This window comes from Thiohalomonas denitrificans, assembly GCF_016841685.1.
Lineage (GTDB): Bacteria > Pseudomonadota > Gammaproteobacteria > Thiohalomonadales > Thiohalomonadaceae > Thiohalomonas > Thiohalomonas denitrificans_A.
Genome location: NZ_JAENYR010000081.1, coordinates 1 through 15,133, shown reverse-complemented (window position 1 = coordinate 15,133; position 15,133 = coordinate 1). Strand labels below are relative to the sequence as shown.

Below are 15,133 nucleotides of genomic sequence, written 5' to 3'. Positions count from 1 at the left end.
ACCGACGATGAGGTCCGGCGGGCGATGCGCCTGCTGTTCGAATCCACCCCCAACGTGGCCGAAGGGGCCGGGGCCGCCGCCATGGCAGCGGCCATGCAGGAGCGCACGCGCCTGCGGGGGCGGCGTGTGGCCGTGGTCCTGTCCGGCGGCAATGTGGACCGGCCGCTGTTCGCGGATGTCATCGGCGCTGACAGCTGAGCGGAAACAGCAAAACGACGAGCCATACCGATGGACAGGTGCCCGGCGACACTCGCCCTGCCATCACCCAGGGAGAGAAAGCAATGAACGTGAACAAAGGGGTCAGAGCTGCTCTGACCCTTTTCCTGGGCCTCTGCCGCGCTCTCCCGCGGGGGAGCTAGGGTCGAATTGCGGACTATACCGCTTCACCCAAGCTTTGGAAAAAACGGAACACCGGGTGCTCGATGCTAGAAGCGGCCCATGCCGCCGAAGATCCCGCCCAGGATCGCCATAACGATCGTGCCGAGAATGGATAGAATAATGAATGCCGGGATGGAAGCGATGGTGAATTTCACCATAAAGACCACCATGGACCAAAACGGCATCTTGATGTCGACGATATTCACTTCGGTTACCGGGTTGTTTTCCATCTTTACGCTCCAGGTTGATATCACTTTTGAAAATCCACTCTGCCCACGTCAATCAGCCACGCGCTTTGTCACGTCGGATGCATTCCGTTATTAGGCTCCTCAAACCGCATTGTCTCCACTCTATCCAAATTTATGTTCCGCCGGGCGCACCAAAGATCATACTGGTCCTGCATCGCCAGCCAGCTTTCCGGCGAACGCCCCAGCGTCTTTGACAGGCGCAATGCCATTTCCGGGCTCACAGCGCTACGTCCCTGAAGGACTCGCGCGACCGTCGAAGGCGATACGTCGAGCTTCGCCGCGAGCTGGCGAGCACTCAGGCCGAAGGGCTCAAGATACACCTCACGGATGAACTCGCCCGGATGGGGGGGATTGTGCATAGCCATCAGTGGTAGTCCTCATAATCCAAAAACATACGCGTTGCCCTCTCGGAACTCGAAGGTCAATCGCCAGTTGCCGTTAACCCAAATCGACCACCTGCCGCGCTCGTGTCCCTTAAGCCGGTGCAACCGAAGCCCCGGGATGTTCATGTCCTCGATGACAATTGCGGCTCGAGCGCCGCCAACCGCATCCTGAGCCGGGATGCGTGCTGTGGCTGGATCCCGGCAACACTCCCGGACTCATGGAAGCGCATAAGCCCCTTGTGGCGGAACGACTTGATCATGACCAAACCATAGCACGTTGCGCATCACGCAACAAAACATCTTTCGCAGAGAGCACTGTTATACAAAAACCACCCAGCCGCAGACACTCTGCGTGCGGACTCAGCCAGCTTTTTATTCCTCTACCGGACGAAAACTCCTCCGTCCCCTTTTCGCGCCCTTTTCACGACAGTAAGCGACTAAGTTTTCCGAAGAAGCTACGAAATCCGAACGATGCGTATCGTGCTCGTGCTGATAGTTGGACTACTTGCGTCCCTGGCGGTGCAAAGGAGCCGCGCACCATCGTCCGCAGGGAGGGGGATCCGTTGGAGTCGATAATACGACTGGTGGGGCCGAACCAGGCCGTGGAGTTCCTGGGAGTCAGGCTGGTAGGTATCAATGCCGAGAACGGTATCAAGCTTATCGTCAGTGTGATCCTGGTCTTTCTGGTGCTGCTGCTGGGCAAGTTCCTCCGGGGCCTGGCCCACCGGGCATTCCGGGATCGTCACAAAGAGCGGCTGGAATTCTGGACCATCCAGACGATCGGCCTCTCTTCAGCGATCCTGCTGTTGGTAGTACTGGTCTCGATATGGTTTGATGACCCTTCCCGGCTGGCCACCGCTCTTGGTCTGATTACCGCCGGTCTGGCCTTTGCCCTGCAGCGCGTCGTCACCGCCATCGCGGGTTATTTCATCATCCTCAGAGGCAAGGTTTTCAACATAGGGGACCGTATCGTGATGGGGGGCGTACGGGGTGACGTCATTGGCCTTCGCATCACCCAGACGACCATCATGGAGATGGGCCAGCCGCCCGCGGTCCAGACTGCGGCCCCTGCGGTCTGGATAAACAGTCGCCAATACACCGGACGCGTGGTCACAGTCAGTAACGCACGCATTTTCGATGAGCCGGTGTACAACTATACCCGCGACTTTCCCTACATCTGGGAGGAAATGAGCCTGCCGATACGCTACGAGAGCGACCGCGAGCGTGTCGAGACGATCCTGCTGGAGGCAGCCCGCCGACACACCGTTGCGATTGGCAGCCTGAGCAGGGAGGCACTGGATGAGATGCGGAGGCGGTACTTCTTCAAGCCCACCGAAGTCTGGCCCATCGTCTATTACCGGTTGACGGACAACTGGCTGGAGCTCACGGTCCGCTTTATCGTGGAGGACCACAATATCCGGGAGGTCAAGGATGCCATCACTCGAGATGTATTACGGGAGCTGGAGCATTCCGGAATACCGATCGCTTCCCAAACGATGGACATCGTCGGTCTACCGCCCCTCCATCTCCATTCAAAGGGACCGCTGGGGGTGCAGGACTATCCCTGAATGACCATGGGAACGTCACAACTCCATTCCTGGCTGCTGCTGGGATTCGGCATAGGGCTGGTGTTCGGGATCCGCTGGCTCGCTTTACGTGTTGTTATACTGATGGCTTCGGGCTGGCGCCCGGTCCTCGGCAAACTAACTCCACACTGGCGCCGCACCCGTCCTCTGCGAGCCTGGGTGGAAAAGCGTATCCCCCGTACCTATTCATTCGCACGAAACCGCTTTCAACCACGGCCCTTTACCGGGTTGCCGCTGACGCTACTCACCGGCGCCCTCGCCTACGTGTTCCTGCTCATGGGGGGACTGATTGAGGAGTTGCTTGAGGCGACGGAACTCCATGCGTTCGACCAAAGATTCAATGCATTACTGCAACCCCTGCGTACACCGCTGCTGGTTGGCCTGTTTGCCTGGCTGACGGACCTGGGGGGAAGCGCCGTACTTGTGGGGGTAACGTTCGTCTCGACCGGTTTTCTTTGGGCCGACCGCCGCTCTCAATTCATTTTGCCGCTGTGGGTGGCCGTGGCCGGATCCCAACTCACCACATGGCTCGGCAAATTTGCCTTCAACCGCGATCGGCCCGAGTTCGAAACTTTTGTAACCGCCCCCTACGCCTCCTTTCCCAGCGGACACGCAACCGCAGCGATGGCGGTTTACGGCTTCATCGCCTATGCACTGGTCCGGGACCTGTCCGGGTCCAGAGTCAGGGAGCGGTTCGAAGTCATCTTCTGGAGCTTGGTGGTCATCGGGACAACCGGCTTCAGCCGGGTTTATCTCAGTGTCCATTACGCCAGTGATGTGGCGATGGGATTTCTGGTCGGACTGTTCTGGCTTTTAGTGGCCTTTACCCTCACCGAATATCAACGTGCCAACCGTGCCTGAGTCACGACCCACCATCACCTGCGTTCCGTGCGCACACGATGCAGGATGCCGTAGAACGTCAGCACCAACGGTCAACGCGAAGGGAACTCGCCGCGTGGAGCGGCTCATCCCAAAAGTGGGGCAGAGGTTCGCCCGCTCAGCGGCTTGGCAATGCACCGCACCTCGATTCCTGGGCCGCCCTTCTTACGAGCGCGCCATCAAAACTGCACTCCGCGAAATGCGATCCAGGGGCTTCACGGGCAGCGCGCAGCCGAGCATCCTTTAGCAGGAAATCGATACCTAGTCAGCCGGAGGCGCCTCTTCAGCCGGTGCAGCCGAAGGTCAAAAGTTACTATGACCCCATCACAAATCTTTGCATTCCCATTCGCAACTTTGCACAAAATAAGAGCACCATCTTCCCAGTCATCCCAGTCAGAGATGCCTGCAAACAAAGGAGCACGCATAATGCAATCTTCGAACGACTTCAGCCAGGCGACGGCCGCCACGGCGTCCATCCCCTTTGCCGATACTCCGAATACGTATGGATTGGCATCCCGTGTCAACCATTGGCTTGGCGCGGCATTGGTCATTTTCCTGCTGGGGATCGGCCTCTTCTTCGAAGACATGCCGCGCGGTCCCGAAAAGCTCTACTGGCTGAAACTCCACGTGGCTGTCGGCGCCCTGGCGCTGCTCCCGCTCGCTTTCCGAGTGGTGTGGCGGCTGTTCAACCGCGGCCCGGCGGCTCTCGATCAGTCGATTGCACGGCAACGTGTCACCCGGTTGGTGCATGTGGTCCTTCTGGCGGGAATAGCCACACTCGTGATTACCGGACCTTTGGCGGTGTGGACCGGAGGCAGGGCGATCGAAGTATTTGGCTGGTTCTCCATTGCCAGCCCCACTGGAACGATGGAAACCCTGCATCAGGCGCTCGAGATCGTGCACGTGATCGCAGCCAAAGCGATGCTGATCGCGCTGCTGTTTCATATTATAGGGGCGGTCTATCATGTAATAGCCGGTAAGCAGCGTCTGTCAGGCAGGATGTTCGGTCGGCCCGGGGCGGAAAAAATCAATAGCAAAATCAATAGGGTCAGTGTCATTGATTCTTAACTTCTCGAAATGCTGCTGACTTCCTGTCCCCACCCCGCCCCAATGGCGCCGCTCTCCGCCCCGTCTTGGCCTCAATCTGTCCCTTGAACCGTTCATCACCGAGCACCCAAGCCTTGTTCGTCGCTTCACGGATCGCCGCCAGATCCCGCTCGGGCATCCTGCCACGAAACAGAGCCCGGTAAGCACTCTCCCGCTCCACCTCCGTGCTACCCAGTCGGCTATAAATTGGGTGGGGTGTCAACAACTGAACAGGCTTGCCCAAAGCATTCCCTTGATAACTGGACCAGGGGTATTCTGATGCGTGCACCACCATACCTGCACGCACCGGGTTCAACTCGATATAGCGATACACGGTCAGTAGATAGTTCTCAGCATCCACCAGGGTGGATTTGTACCGCCCCTCCCACAACGTACCGGTTCGGCCATGAGTGAAATTGAAGTACTGCACGTACTTGCGGCCCTGGGCCTGCATCATACGACTGATTCCCTTCTCGTCGCTTGGCGTCACCAGCAAATGGACGTGATTGGTCATCAGCACAAAAGCATGGATGGCAACCCGGTATTTTTCGGCAGCGTCCTTGAGGAAGGATAGATAAGCTTTGTAATCTGCCTTTTCGTAAAAACACGCTGCACGGTTGTTGCCACGCTGGATGACATGCTGGGCACATCCAGGCAGATAGAGTCTGGGCAAACGCCATGACGGGAACTCCCCGTAACTCGTCTCAAGATTACCCCCCTAACCCCACCAAATCAATGACTCCGACCCCATTGATCCAGCGTCACACCCTGAAGAAAAAGTTACTACGATCCCATTTATTGGGCGGACCCGAGGACTTTCGCATCGACCGTTTCGAGGCGGTGCATTATGTCGCGGTGGCCCTCGCGTTTGCCATCATCGTTATTACCAAGCTGATGTTCGTGCTTTGACGGGCCCCAGAAAAAAGGGCAGAAAAGGGGACGGAGGAATTAGTTCCGTGTCTAAAAATCCGGTGTCTTTCTCAATTTTATTCCTCTACCGGACGAAAACTCCTCCGTCCCCTAAGGCATGTCATCGCCGAGGTCGACCTCTTGCCGGAGGCCTTCCTGGGCTTTCAGGCCGACGGCCGTATCCTCTTCCCGATTACCTCGGGCGATTACTTCAGTGGTAGGTATACATCCGTGATCTGCTCGTGCTCCGGGACGTCCGGAACTCGTTTCAGGTAATGAAAGAACAGCGGGAAGTCGCGCAACTCCTCGCCGCTTTCCGGCAGCCAGTCGCCACACAAAAAGTAGGCGCTCTCGCTGATTTGGTCGAGCGAGCCGTGGTGGCGCACCACCGCGCAGCGCCCCGCAGGGATTCGTTTGGTGGTTACCCCCTGCGGATTATCCGGCACTGGCGCATCCACCTCGCCGCAGATATCGAAACGAAATGTCTCCGGGGGCGTCGTATTGGGATCGCTGAAGACTATCCCGAAGGTTCGGCTCGTGGCGTTCGGGGAGAGCCCGCTTGCCTTGCGCCAGTCGATGAATACCTTGACGGAGTCAAAGATCCGTTCGGGCGCGCCGCGGTGCTCAAGGGCAGCGACGAGTAGCTCTTTGAATTCGACGATGTTCACGTGCATGGGGTCTCTCCGGTTGCGTTCGGGCAGGTGCATCCGCTCATTCCACGGCTGCCATGCCGGCTGTTGACGAAACTCAGAGGGGGTCTGTCCGAAGCGCCGCTTGAACGCGCGGGAGAAGGACTCCGGGTTTTCGAAGCCCGCTTCCAGGGCGATATCGATGACGCGACGCCCGTGAGCGAATGCCAGCTGGTACGAGGCATGCCGCAAGCGCATCAGCTGGATATACTGCGTTACGCTCTGACCTACATACGCCGAGAACTGCCGCTGGAAATGGAAGCGGGAAAAATTGGCCACTTCGCTCAGCTCATCCACCGACAGATTCTCAGTCAGGTGCCGTTCGATGTACTCGAACACCCGTTCGAAGCGTTTCCGGTAGGCCCTGGTCGTCTGCTCATTCACCCTCAACCTCCCTCATTGGGCAGACACTCTAGCCCCGAGGTTGCGACCGATCTTGACCGAACGTGCGCAATGACAGCCTACGCAAGCCGTCCGTGGTACCCCGGCATAGAGATGGGATTCACGCCTGCTCAAATATGCGGCATAGCAAAGCCGCCTCCCACCTTCACACCGTCCCCAAGCAGGAGCCCCGAGAGAGACGGACGAAGCTGTGTATCACACTCGCCCGTTCTTCAGCGCCCCCAATTTCCTGCCCCGGGGCAATTCCCCTCATCACACGCAGCAAATTTCTCGCCGCAGGTTCTGATTCGCGCCGCTTCGGTTTCCTTGAGGCGAATAGCGGCTGATCCCCGCCGAACAACCTCGATGCGGATGAACTCCTCTACCTGATTGTCGGGTGAGAATTGACAACCAGTTGCCTACCATGGAAACTGGTTGTCAAATACATTCCGCGGCGTCGATCTCCATGCGAGCACCCACAGCTGAGTTATTGACTGAAATAATCCTCACCGTCTTTCGGACAAACGGTCGTTTGCTGAGCAGCGGCGATTCCCTCATCGCCCCATTTGGACTCACAAGTGCGCGTTGGCAGGTATTGGGAGCGGTTGCGATGTCTGATACACCGCTTTCAGCGCCACAAATCGCCGCAGTTATGGGCACGACCCGCCAAGGCACACAGAAGCAGCTGAACTTGTTGGTGGAAGAAGGATTACTTGAACAGCAGTCCAACCCGAGTCACAAGCGTTCCCCTCTTTATACGCTAACGAAGCGCGGCCGGAGCATTTATACAGACGTGGACCATACCCAGGCCCGCTGGGCCAACCAGCTCGCCGAAGAACTCTCGATGGATGACCTAGTGGCGACCAAGCGAGTGTTGGAACTCGTCTGCGAACGACTCGAAAGGACCTCCACGCGGAGTAATCGATAATGAAACCCCGTATCCATGCTACGGCCGGTGCAGTCGCCATGCTCTGCATTCTGAGCTTCTGGACATCAACAGCGATCTCGGAGCTGTTCCTGTCCCATGAGGCGGTGGTCTGGGTCAAGCAAATGATACTCTACGGCCTGTGGGTATTGATTCCAGCGATGGCGATAACCGGCGGCAGTGGCTTTTCACTCGCCAGCGGGCGATCGGGCCATTTCGTAGAAGGCAAGAAGAGGCGCATGCGTTTCATTGCCCTGAACGGATTGGTGATCATGGTGCCAACCGCCTTCTTTCTATTCCACAAGGCGACGGCAGGCGAATTCGATACCGTGTTCTATGCGGTGCAAGCCGTGGAATTGTTGGTGGGCATTGCGCAACTTTTTCTGATGACGATCAATTTCCGAGATGGCTTGGTGCTCGCCGGCCGGTTCCGAGCACCAGGTCCTGAGCTTAGCGATTGACCTATGACCTACAACCTGCTCAAGCTCGCCCATATTCTGGGCGCCATCCTGATGGGCGCGGGCCTGGTCGGTGTGTGGATGGCGGACCTGCGTTCGCGCCAGTTGCGAGATTTGCATCGGTTTGCAGAAGCGGTGCGCAACATTGCGGTCTTTTACGACGGACTGGTAGTCCCGGGGGCGCTGTTGCTGCTCGCATCCGGCACCTGGATGATCGTTGAGTTTTACGGCGGATTCGCCTTCCTCGGCATTCCCTGGCTTGCCGGCATGGTATTCCTGTTTCTTGCCGAATTCATCGAGGGCAATACCGTAACTCGCCTTTATTTCATGCAACTGCGTCGCATCACCCGCTGCGCGCTCGAGGAAGGACATTTCACCCCTGAACTGAACCGGGCGCACGGTAAACTTGTGCCGTCATTCACCCACTTCCTCGATTTGCCCGTGCTCACCTTGATCATCACCCTGGGTGCATTGAAGCCCGAGTCCTGGACTTTATTTGTTGCAGGCTCAGTCATGGCCGTCATGTTGGCGAGCGCGCTAACGTTCTGGATTCCTCGCTTGTATCCGTGGGGCTATGAATGACCCCGATCCGATAGATGAGATCTGTACGGCGATGTTAGCAAAGGAGCGAGCGGCTCAGGCCTCGCCTCGCTTTTTGCTGTCCGAGTGCATGTGATTATTATTCGCTTTTGGCTACCAGCATTTTTGTTGCGCCTTTCTGAAATTCATAATCTACCGGTTCCAAAGAGACATTAATATCCACTTCTTCCAATGCATCCATAACTGGCCTAAGATGCGGCGATTCCTCGTTGTTTCCGATAGATAGTAGCGGGTAAATACGCACTTCTTTAGCAACACGACACAGTTCCTTTACAGACGAACTATGCTGCTCTTGATTTACGTGATCGCTATACAAGAATAAATAATGTGAACATAGAGCCAAATCAAACTTTGCATCTACAAATGGCAGCTCTGGTAGTGATGCATCTATATACCTTCTTGATGGATAACAATTTTCGTAATCACTCAAGAACGCTTTCATTGCGTTCATTCTCACCCGTCCAAGCTCTTCGGGATTGCCTATGCTATCCCAGACATAATCATCTCTATTTTTGGATACTTGCTCCAATATTTGAGGGTAAACATCTTCAATTCTTGATCGGATTTGTTCGGGACTGAATCGGTAGATTGGATCGATGGAAACCACATGACCACCAAGCTCAGTCGCTTCAGCATTGAATGATGCAGGGCCATCACCACAACCAAGAATACGTTTTCGCACATCCACTTCAGACGGGTGCGATCTTCGCTTGATGTCCAAGTTCACGCCGCCCGAGGCACACCATAGTGGTTGACCTTATCCCAGAACTGCTCCCAGCGGCCTTCGGTGATCACCAGCGAGCGCAGGCTGATGACAGCGCTAGCGCCCTTGTCCTTCCAGCGCATGCCGGCATTGCACAGTCGCTGCTTGATAAGGGTCTTGCAGGCCGCTTCGGTGACACCGGAGCCGATGGGCAAACCTTCGCGCTGCCAGCGGGCGTAGTGCATCTTCTCTTTGTGGTTGGTGAAGTAGGTGACGGCCGAACTCAGCTCTTCCTTTTCGTGCTTCCTCAACCTGCCGATGGGCAGCTTCTTCATCTCGCCAAGAAGCTGTTTGGCTGCCCCATCCTCGTGTTTGAGACGGTTACAGCGCTCGTCAATCCATGCTTGGCGCTGGTTCGGCAGAACCGCTATCCCCGCTTGCCCCACGTAACCGCTGGCATGATAAAAGTCCAGGATCTGCTCGGAGACCTTCCCTTCGAGAAACTGCCAGTTGGTCTTCTCGCCGTCGGCCAAGCCGACGTAGCGGGCGTGAGGGTAAACGCTCTTGAGGCGATCGAGTTCCCGGTTCAGGCGGGCGTAGAACTTCTGCTTGCCGTATTCGGGGGTGGCACCGAGATAGACGCTGTGCAGCCGCTCTCCACCCTTGTCATACAGAGAGAGGGTTCCGGTCATCGCCTCCCGCCAGCCGTCCTCGCACAGCAGCATGCAGGTGCCATCCAGCCCAACCGCGACGCTGGCAACCTCCTCGCTCAGTTCCGGGATTTCGTACTCCCATACCTCCTCTTTGGCCTGCACCACCGCCGCCACCCGCTCAGCGAGCGCCAGCACATAGGAGCGCACTATCTTGCGGCCGTGACTGGAGGACAAGTCCTCCACCACTTGTGCCGCACTGCCGTTGGCGTACTTGTGCGAAACCATCTTGGCGAACCGCGGTGTCGCGTCTCCGACCATGCGGGTTCGCTCCTCCAGCGCACAGAAGGTCTTGCCGCCGCCAGAGCGCTGGTAGACGTGGCGTTCGACCGAGACCTTGCCGTACGGCGTCTCGTAGCGCTTCGGCTGCCTGCCCTTGCTGTACCAGCGTACATCACCCATATCGATTGGCGAGCCGTCCGTATCAAAGTGTTCCAACGCCACCGCCGTCGCCAGGTTTCCCGCTTCGTTCAGCGAAGTCAGAATCGTCTCTTCCGATTCCAAAAAGGTCCCGTCCAAGTCGACCGTCACCTCCAGCGTTACCCTCGTTCCCGCCTTAGCCATCAGTGTCGCCGCCATTCCAAGTACCTATTTGGTTGTTTGCATGGTGGCTATTTGATCATGCCTCGATCTCGGTATCAAGTGGGGAGCGCACCCCTTCAGACAAGGAAAACATTTTCTTATATTCAGAAAGTGACCGGCCCCATGGGACTATGGTTTGCAGCTCCATTATCTGTTTTCCAACCTGTATTCACGAACAACCTCAACCACCTGAACATGATAGGATTTGTACCATTCCGATTTTCCCAGCTCTTGTGCTGCCAAATGCTCGGAATTTTTCTTCCATTCAATTATATCTTTCTGTTCGTTCCAGTAGGAAATCGAAACTTCCTGATCTCCCTCTGTCACCGAAACAAACTCCAAGCAGCCATACTCATTCATTGCCAATTCGCGCATTTTCGAAGCAATTTCTGAATAAGCCTCGTCCAGCTTGTTTATTGTTGCTCTAAATATCACAGCGTACATAGGCACCTTTTTTTTGCGTATAATTCCGCCCATAACCCGCAGCCGAAAGCGGAGCGAGGGAGGAGCGTAGCTTTTGATTGTCGGAGTTGACGGGCTTGTTGGGCATAATCGGCTATCTTCCCGATTGCCACTCGCCATAGGAGCTAACGCCTTCTCCATCTTCCAACCAATGGACGTCATGCGAGCACCATATATGCGCCTCCGGTCGTAGACCCGGATCCTCATCAAGTGTTGCTACCCGAATAATGACATGCGGCTGAGCCGGACGCTCTGCCACTACATGGGAGCCGCAAATTGAACAGAAGTATCTGAGCTTTCCGGGAGAGGACTCAAATGCTTTCAGTTTCTCTGTGCCTTTCGTCCACCGAAAGTGATCGCGCATGACACCTGCGGTCGATGCAAACGATGCTGCATGTGCCTTGCGGCACGTGCGGCAGTGACAATGTATAATTGGCATATCGAGCTGATCAATTTCGTACTCGACCGCCCCACACAGACAGCTACCCTTCACTCAGAACCCCTCTTTTTTTCTGTCCAAAGCTTAAGCGCTCGTCGCCGAGCGGTTGGCCTTAATGAGCCGCCTTTCTCACGAGGTTAAATCCTTCTTCACTCTGTGGGTCTCGGAACAACTCGGGGTAAGCCCTGGCGCGCGACTCATGCTCAGTACCCAGCCGCAGATAAACTGCATGCCGACTCAGCCAGATGACGAGAAATCGTCAGGACCCAACGGCGGCTAATGGGCGTCCTCTTTTCGCGTTGTTGGCAGGTCCTACTCCTGCCAATGCTTGGGTTTATCTAAAACACCCGCGCATTCAATCTTTCCCTGAACGTTCCCAATTACTCCTGCCCGCAACTCTTTAACCATCCAAGCGTTGGCGTGCTCCGTAGGAATTGGATAAGGAGCTTCAAAGCCAAGTACCCCCGCCGGTCGAAACCCAAACTTCGGGTAGTAGTCGGGATGACCAAGCACGAAGACCAAGTCCACTCCCGCCTCGGTTAACCGCTTTAGTCCCTCTACGACCAATGATCTCCCGATAGCTTGGCCCTGAAAATCTTTCGCGACCGCGAGCGGAGCGAGAATCCGAACAGAAATATCCTGATACTTGGGTTGAAGTCTTGCTTGCGTAAAAAGAATATGACCGACGATTTGTTTATCTGTTTCTGCAACGAGCGAGAGCAAAGGCTTTGCCGTACCATCGGAAAACAACCCATTGACGAGCTCTACAATCTCCCGGCCCTGTTCCGGTCCAAACGCATTCAGGTAAATGGCGCTGATCGCAGTCCTGTCGAAGTCTGTAGAACGTCTGATTTTCAACCTGCCCATCCTCGGAAATCCTGCTAACGCCTTGGCCAATCCGCGCCATCACCCGACCCATAGCCGAGCGCCGCATGGGTTATCGGCGCCGGGTTCAGCCAGTTGCTAGCCATCTTTTCGATTATCCATCATGGGCCGGTATGCCTCTTGAATACGCTTTGTCGCTTCTGATAACGGCCCCATTCCCATCTCTTTCCGCAACACATCTATTTTATCGGGCTCCGCGATTGGCAACGGATGAGCAACTCCATTCTCGTCAAAATCGTGTTGTGTTCCGTAGACCTGCGGTTTCCCTGCCATCGTCAACGTTCTATCTTGCAGATAAGCAAGACACCAACCCTCGGCCTCACCTGTTGCGACTGCCTCTTTCAGCAGAAGCAATGCACGCTCCATAAACTTTTGGTCCAGAGTACCATGCTGCACAATTAGCCAAGCCGCCTTCGCACCCTCCTGGCCAACGATGCTCTTCCCGGGCCAGCCATATTCAGCAATAATTTCCTTGATACGAGCGATATTGCTTTCATGCAGTTGCTTGATGCGGGGGTGATATTCATCTTCCTTCAATTCCCCGGCTTTCATGAGCTCCCGCATCAACCGCTCGTCTTCTCTCTGCATTGATAGCAGCTCTTCGCGCAAGTCGTTGTTCATGCCTATGCACTTCGTTGGCTGAAACGCGCCAATAACCGGCGCGAGTTTACGGGCATCCGGCTCATTAGCTGGTTAGCCGAGCCCCCCAATGAATATTACAGAAGCTGGCTTCTGGGTTTTTTGATGGACTGGCTCACGCATCTCACGCAGCCGAAATCCGTTATCTACGAACAGCTTTATCCAACTTTCCAAGGTTCTAAAATACCACGGCGGGGGATCAGAGAAATCGGTACTGAATCCAGTCCATGATCCTTCTCGCCAACCTTGCCGATATGGAAGATCGCTGCATGCTATAACCGGATGCAGGGTTTGCACGATAAATGAACCATGCCTATTCAACAGCGATGGTGCAGCTCTAAACACTCCCTCGACTGATTCCTTTCCGAGCAATGAAAAGTTACAGACGATAGCGTCAACTGAAACTCCGAGTTTTCCAGATGCGATTTCCTCGTAGGACATCGCACGAAAATCGCCACCTCCAGCGCATTTGGCCTCTTCAATAAGTGTAGGCACGACATCTACACCGACCGCATTGATATTATTGGCGGCGAGTTCACGAACCAGCCATCCTTCGCCACAGCCGATGTCGAGAACTGAACCTGGCGAACAGCTGAATATTGCGTCGATAATCGCCTGATCGGTAATCTGTTTGCGACTCTCTATCTGTTTCTCCCGCACCGCGACAGTCCAGGGCATTGCGTTCTTACACCATGACTGGATAATTTTCGCGTCACTGAATAGATCCTTATTCATCCGATCCTCAGGCTGGCGTCATAGTAGAAACACCGGTTACCCGGTGCCCCCCCTGCACATCCATGCGGTTTTCCCGCACCGGGCTCTTCAGTCATAATCACTCGCGCAGAAGAAGAACTCCTCACGCTAGCCCCCGAGCCCTTCCTTGCGGTAGAAACGGCCGGGCGTGGAAACAGAGCGAGAGGGTCAGGTCTCGCCTCGTAGCAATCTTCATGCGCATAACGCCCCGCTTCACCCGCGGCCCATGAGCGCAGCGAGGGAGGCTCCGGGTGGAAGCGATGGTTGGGCATCGCCTCAGCGGATACCCGAATACTCATTAGCAACAGCTCCGACAAAAGCCTTTATAGCGCTGGCCGATTTCAAGTGATGCACTCGCTTGTGAGTGGCCTGCTCTGCAACCAACTGCCGGTATTTGGGTGTCAGTTTTTCATGACAGAGCCGAAGTACTCGATAGCTGTTCAATGTGCTGCTCCATATTGGACTGTTCTCGGGCCACCCCTCGGGCGTGACGATTAAGCCCTTTACGAGACGCTTTGTCACCCAGACGTAATGCGTGAATAGCGATAGATCGACGTAGATCAGCGTGTCAGCAGCCGAAAAACGTTCCCAGGCTGATGGCACGCAGCCGAACCCGTCAATGATCCACTCGTCTCCGCGTAGCAGTTCGGAATGAATCTGAAGGTACTCGTTGTGAGGCACCTCACCGCCACCAGGCCTGTATTTAATGGTGTCGAGTGAGTGCAGCGGCAAACGGGTAATGCCGGCCAGTTGCCGAGCGAGCGTTGATTTACCGCCGCCAGCGTTGCCAAAAACTGCAACTCGCCTCATCTCAGACGCTCTACTCACTGATCTGCTCTCCATGACGAACGGTTAAATGCATGGATTCCGGGGACCAGCAACGGCTTGGCAATATCGCTCCGGATGGGGGGGATTGTGCATAGCCATTAGTGATAGTCCTCGTAATCCAGAACATGGGCGTTGCCATCATGGAACTCGAAGGTCAGTCGCCAGTTGCCGTTAACCCAGACCGACCATCTGCCGCGCTCACGCACCTTCAGCGGATGTAGCCGAAACCCCGGGATATCCATGTCCTCCACCGTGGCTGCAGTCTCAAGAGCAGCCAACTGCATCCTGAGCCGTGGCTCGTGCTGTGACTGGACGCTGGCATAAGCCGAACCGCGCCTTACAATGAATGTCTTGATAGTCTTTCTTGCCAAAAAGTTACTACGACCCCATTATTCAGACCCCATTATTCAGACCCCATTATTTCATGGCGGCATGCGTCGCTCTACCACCTACATCCATGTAGGCGTCCTCCTGATGAACGTGCCCTCTCCTGCTGTCATTACGAGGCGCTCGAGCGACGAAGTAATCTCCTGCTTCCAAAACCCCAGATTGCCGCGTCGCCTGGGGCTCGGCTTTGGCATCCTGCGTCGCTCTACCACCTACATCCATG

20 protein-coding genes and 2 pseudogenes are annotated in these 15,133 nt (G+C 55.7%); 8 read left to right on the top strand and 14 right to left on the bottom strand.

The features are described from left to right. Positions 1 to 198 (top strand): annotated as a pseudogene (locus tag Q7L05_RS14525) (threonine dehydratase); the annotation flags it as partial. 227 nt (positions 199 to 425) lie between these two features. Here the strand turns inward: Q7L05_RS14525 and Q7L05_RS14520 are convergent. The 3 genes and pseudogenes from Q7L05_RS14520 to Q7L05_RS14510 all read right to left on the bottom strand — a co-directional run bounded on the left by Q7L05_RS14520 (position 426) and on the right by Q7L05_RS14510 (position 1,269). After that, positions 426 to 608: a hypothetical protein gene (locus tag Q7L05_RS14520; RefSeq protein ID WP_303908194.1), complete on the bottom strand. Its 183-nt coding sequence runs from the start codon at positions 606 to 608 to the stop codon at positions 426 to 428. A 68-nt stretch (positions 609 to 676) separates the two neighbouring features. Continuing rightward, positions 677 to 991: a HigA family addiction module antitoxin gene (locus Q7L05_RS14515; protein WP_303908191.1), complete on the bottom strand. Its 315-nt coding sequence runs from the start codon at positions 989 to 991 to the stop codon at positions 677 to 679. Beyond that, positions 991 to 1,269, bottom strand: a pseudogene (locus Q7L05_RS14510) (type II toxin-antitoxin system RelE/ParE family toxin). The gene Q7L05_RS14515 and the pseudogene Q7L05_RS14510 overlap by 1 nt, the downstream one beginning before the upstream one ends. Positions 1,270 to 1,572: 303 nt before the next feature. On the opposite strand from Q7L05_RS14510, the gene Q7L05_RS14505 reads away from it, so the two are divergent. The 3 genes from Q7L05_RS14505 (at position 1,573) to Q7L05_RS14495 (ending at position 4,542) form a co-directional block, all read left to right on the top strand. Beyond that, complete coding sequence (locus tag Q7L05_RS14505) at positions 1,573 to 2,577, top strand: mechanosensitive ion channel family protein (protein ID WP_303908188.1); 1,005 nt, start codon at positions 1,573 to 1,575, stop codon at positions 2,575 to 2,577. After that, a complete protein-coding gene (locus Q7L05_RS14500; RefSeq protein ID WP_303908185.1) occupies positions 2,578 to 3,456 on the top strand; it encodes a phosphatase PAP2 family protein in 879 nt (292 codons plus the stop codon). It abuts the gene before it with no gap. Between the two features lie 444 nt (positions 3,457 to 3,900). Beyond that, positions 3,901 to 4,542 carry a cytochrome b gene (locus Q7L05_RS14495; protein ID WP_303908182.1) on the top strand — a complete coding sequence of 214 codons (642 nt, stop codon included), beginning with the start codon at positions 3,901 to 3,903 and terminating at the stop codon, positions 4,540 to 4,542. On the opposite strand, the gene Q7L05_RS14490 is transcribed toward Q7L05_RS14495, so the two are convergent. Then, complete coding sequence (locus Q7L05_RS14490; protein ID WP_303908179.1) at positions 4,529 to 5,233, bottom strand: transposase; 705 nt, start codon at positions 5,231 to 5,233, stop codon at positions 4,529 to 4,531. The genes Q7L05_RS14495 and Q7L05_RS14490 overlap by 14 nt on opposite strands. Positions 5,234 to 5,295: 62 nt before the next feature. Here Q7L05_RS14490 and Q7L05_RS14485 point away from each other — a divergent pair, with 62 nt between their 5' ends. Beyond that, positions 5,296 to 5,469: a hypothetical protein gene (locus Q7L05_RS14485; protein ID WP_303908176.1), complete on the top strand. Its 174-nt coding sequence runs from the start codon at positions 5,296 to 5,298 to the stop codon at positions 5,467 to 5,469. 206 nt (positions 5,470 to 5,675) lie between these two features. Here Q7L05_RS14485 and Q7L05_RS14480 read toward each other — a convergent pair whose 3' ends face one another. Then, on the bottom strand, positions 5,676 to 6,542 hold the full coding sequence (locus Q7L05_RS14480; protein ID WP_303908173.1) for an AraC family transcriptional regulator: 867 nt from the start codon (positions 6,540 to 6,542) through the stop codon (positions 5,676 to 5,678). A gap of 421 nt (positions 6,543 to 6,963) precedes the next feature. On the opposite strand from Q7L05_RS14480, the gene Q7L05_RS14475 reads away from it, so the two are divergent. From Q7L05_RS14475 to Q7L05_RS14465, 3 genes are read left to right on the top strand one after another with little or no spacing between them, the layout of a single operon-like run. Next, entirely contained in the window at positions 6,964 to 7,467 is a 504-nt protein-coding gene (locus Q7L05_RS14475; protein ID WP_317623140.1) for a MarR family winged helix-turn-helix transcriptional regulator, read from the top strand. Next, positions 7,467 to 7,925: a hypothetical protein gene (locus Q7L05_RS14470; RefSeq protein ID WP_303908170.1), complete on the top strand. Its 459-nt coding sequence runs from the start codon at positions 7,467 to 7,469 to the stop codon at positions 7,923 to 7,925. Before Q7L05_RS14475 ends, Q7L05_RS14470 begins: the two co-directional genes overlap by 1 nt. Positions 7,926 to 7,928: 3 nt before the next feature. Further along, positions 7,929 to 8,504, top strand: a complete 576-nt coding sequence (locus Q7L05_RS14465; protein WP_303908167.1) for a DUF2269 family protein — start codon at positions 7,929 to 7,931, stop codon at positions 8,502 to 8,504. 97 nt (positions 8,505 to 8,601) lie between these two features. On the opposite strand, the gene Q7L05_RS14460 is transcribed toward Q7L05_RS14465, so the two are convergent. The 9 genes from Q7L05_RS14460 to Q7L05_RS14425 all read right to left on the bottom strand — a co-directional run bounded on the left by Q7L05_RS14460 (position 8,602) and on the right by Q7L05_RS14425 (position 14,879). Beyond that, complete coding sequence (locus tag Q7L05_RS14460) at positions 8,602 to 9,204, bottom strand: class I SAM-dependent methyltransferase (protein WP_303908165.1); 603 nt, start codon at positions 9,202 to 9,204, stop codon at positions 8,602 to 8,604. A gap of 41 nt (positions 9,205 to 9,245) precedes the next feature. Continuing rightward, a complete protein-coding gene (locus Q7L05_RS14455) occupies positions 9,246 to 10,514 on the bottom strand; it encodes an ISKra4 family transposase (protein ID WP_303908162.1) in 1,269 nt (422 codons plus the stop codon). Between the two features lie 150 nt (positions 10,515 to 10,664). Further along, positions 10,665 to 11,141: an antibiotic biosynthesis monooxygenase family protein gene (locus Q7L05_RS14450; RefSeq protein ID WP_303908159.1), complete on the bottom strand. Its 477-nt coding sequence runs from the start codon at positions 11,139 to 11,141 to the stop codon at positions 10,665 to 10,667. Then, positions 11,074 to 11,472 carry a GFA family protein gene (locus Q7L05_RS17455; protein ID WP_317623138.1) on the bottom strand — a complete coding sequence of 133 codons (399 nt, stop codon included), beginning with the start codon at positions 11,470 to 11,472 and terminating at the stop codon, positions 11,074 to 11,076. Before Q7L05_RS17455 ends, Q7L05_RS14450 begins: the two co-directional genes overlap by 68 nt. Before the next feature lie 258 nt (positions 11,473 to 11,730). Continuing rightward, positions 11,731 to 12,285 carry a GNAT family N-acetyltransferase gene (locus Q7L05_RS14445; RefSeq protein ID WP_303908156.1) on the bottom strand — a complete coding sequence of 185 codons (555 nt, stop codon included), beginning with the start codon at positions 12,283 to 12,285 and terminating at the stop codon, positions 11,731 to 11,733. Between the two features lie 96 nt (positions 12,286 to 12,381). After that, complete coding sequence (locus Q7L05_RS14440; protein ID WP_303908153.1) at positions 12,382 to 12,924, bottom strand: DUF6624 domain-containing protein; 543 nt, start codon at positions 12,922 to 12,924, stop codon at positions 12,382 to 12,384. A gap of 72 nt (positions 12,925 to 12,996) precedes the next feature. Continuing rightward, a complete protein-coding gene (locus Q7L05_RS14435; protein WP_303908150.1) occupies positions 12,997 to 13,677 on the bottom strand; it encodes a class I SAM-dependent methyltransferase in 681 nt (226 codons plus the stop codon). A gap of 294 nt (positions 13,678 to 13,971) precedes the next feature. Beyond that, entirely contained in the window at positions 13,972 to 14,523 is a 552-nt protein-coding gene (locus Q7L05_RS14430) for a hypothetical protein (RefSeq protein WP_303908148.1), read from the bottom strand. 98 nt (positions 14,524 to 14,621) lie between these two features. Next, positions 14,622 to 14,879 carry a type II toxin-antitoxin system RelE/ParE family toxin gene (locus Q7L05_RS14425; protein ID WP_411293344.1) on the bottom strand — a complete coding sequence of 86 codons (258 nt, stop codon included), beginning with the start codon at positions 14,877 to 14,879 and terminating at the stop codon, positions 14,622 to 14,624. Between the last annotated feature and the right edge of the window lie 254 nt (positions 14,880 to 15,133).

Coding starts and splice junctions, on each gene's coding strand:
- Q7L05_RS14520 (WP_303908194.1), bottom strand. CDS start 608: ATGGAAAACAACCCGGTAACCGAAGTGAATATCGTCGACATCAAGATG.
- Q7L05_RS14515 (WP_303908191.1), bottom strand. CDS start 991: ATGGCTATGCACAATCCCCCCCATCCGGGCGAGTTCATCCGTGAGGTG.
- Q7L05_RS14500 (WP_303908185.1), top strand. CDS start 2,578: ATGACCATGGGAACGTCACAACTCCATTCCTGGCTGCTGCTGGGATTC.
- Q7L05_RS14495 (WP_303908182.1), top strand. CDS start 3,901: ATGCAATCTTCGAACGACTTCAGCCAGGCGACGGCCGCCACGGCGTCC.
- Q7L05_RS14485 (WP_303908176.1), top strand. CDS start 5,296: ATGACTCCGACCCCATTGATCCAGCGTCACACCCTGAAGAAAAAGTTA.
- Q7L05_RS14475 (WP_317623140.1), top strand. CDS start 6,964: ATGGAAACTGGTTGTCAAATACATTCCGCGGCGTCGATCTCCATGCGA.
- Q7L05_RS14470 (WP_303908170.1), top strand. CDS start 7,467: ATGAAACCCCGTATCCATGCTACGGCCGGTGCAGTCGCCATGCTCTGC.
- Q7L05_RS14465 (WP_303908167.1), top strand. CDS start 7,929: ATGACCTACAACCTGCTCAAGCTCGCCCATATTCTGGGCGCCATCCTG.
- Q7L05_RS14455 (WP_303908162.1), bottom strand. CDS start 10,514: ATGGCGGCGACACTGATGGCTAAGGCGGGAACGAGGGTAACGCTGGAG.
- Q7L05_RS14450 (WP_303908159.1), bottom strand. CDS start 11,141: ATGACGTCCATTGGTTGGAAGATGGAGAAGGCGTTAGCTCCTATGGCG.
- Q7L05_RS14445 (WP_303908156.1), bottom strand. CDS start 12,285: ATGGGCAGGTTGAAAATCAGACGTTCTACAGACTTCGACAGGACTGCG.
- Q7L05_RS14440 (WP_303908153.1), bottom strand. CDS start 12,924: ATGAACAACGACTTGCGCGAAGAGCTGCTATCAATGCAGAGAGAAGAC.
- Q7L05_RS14435 (WP_303908150.1), bottom strand. CDS start 13,677: ATGAATAAGGATCTATTCAGTGACGCGAAAATTATCCAGTCATGGTGT.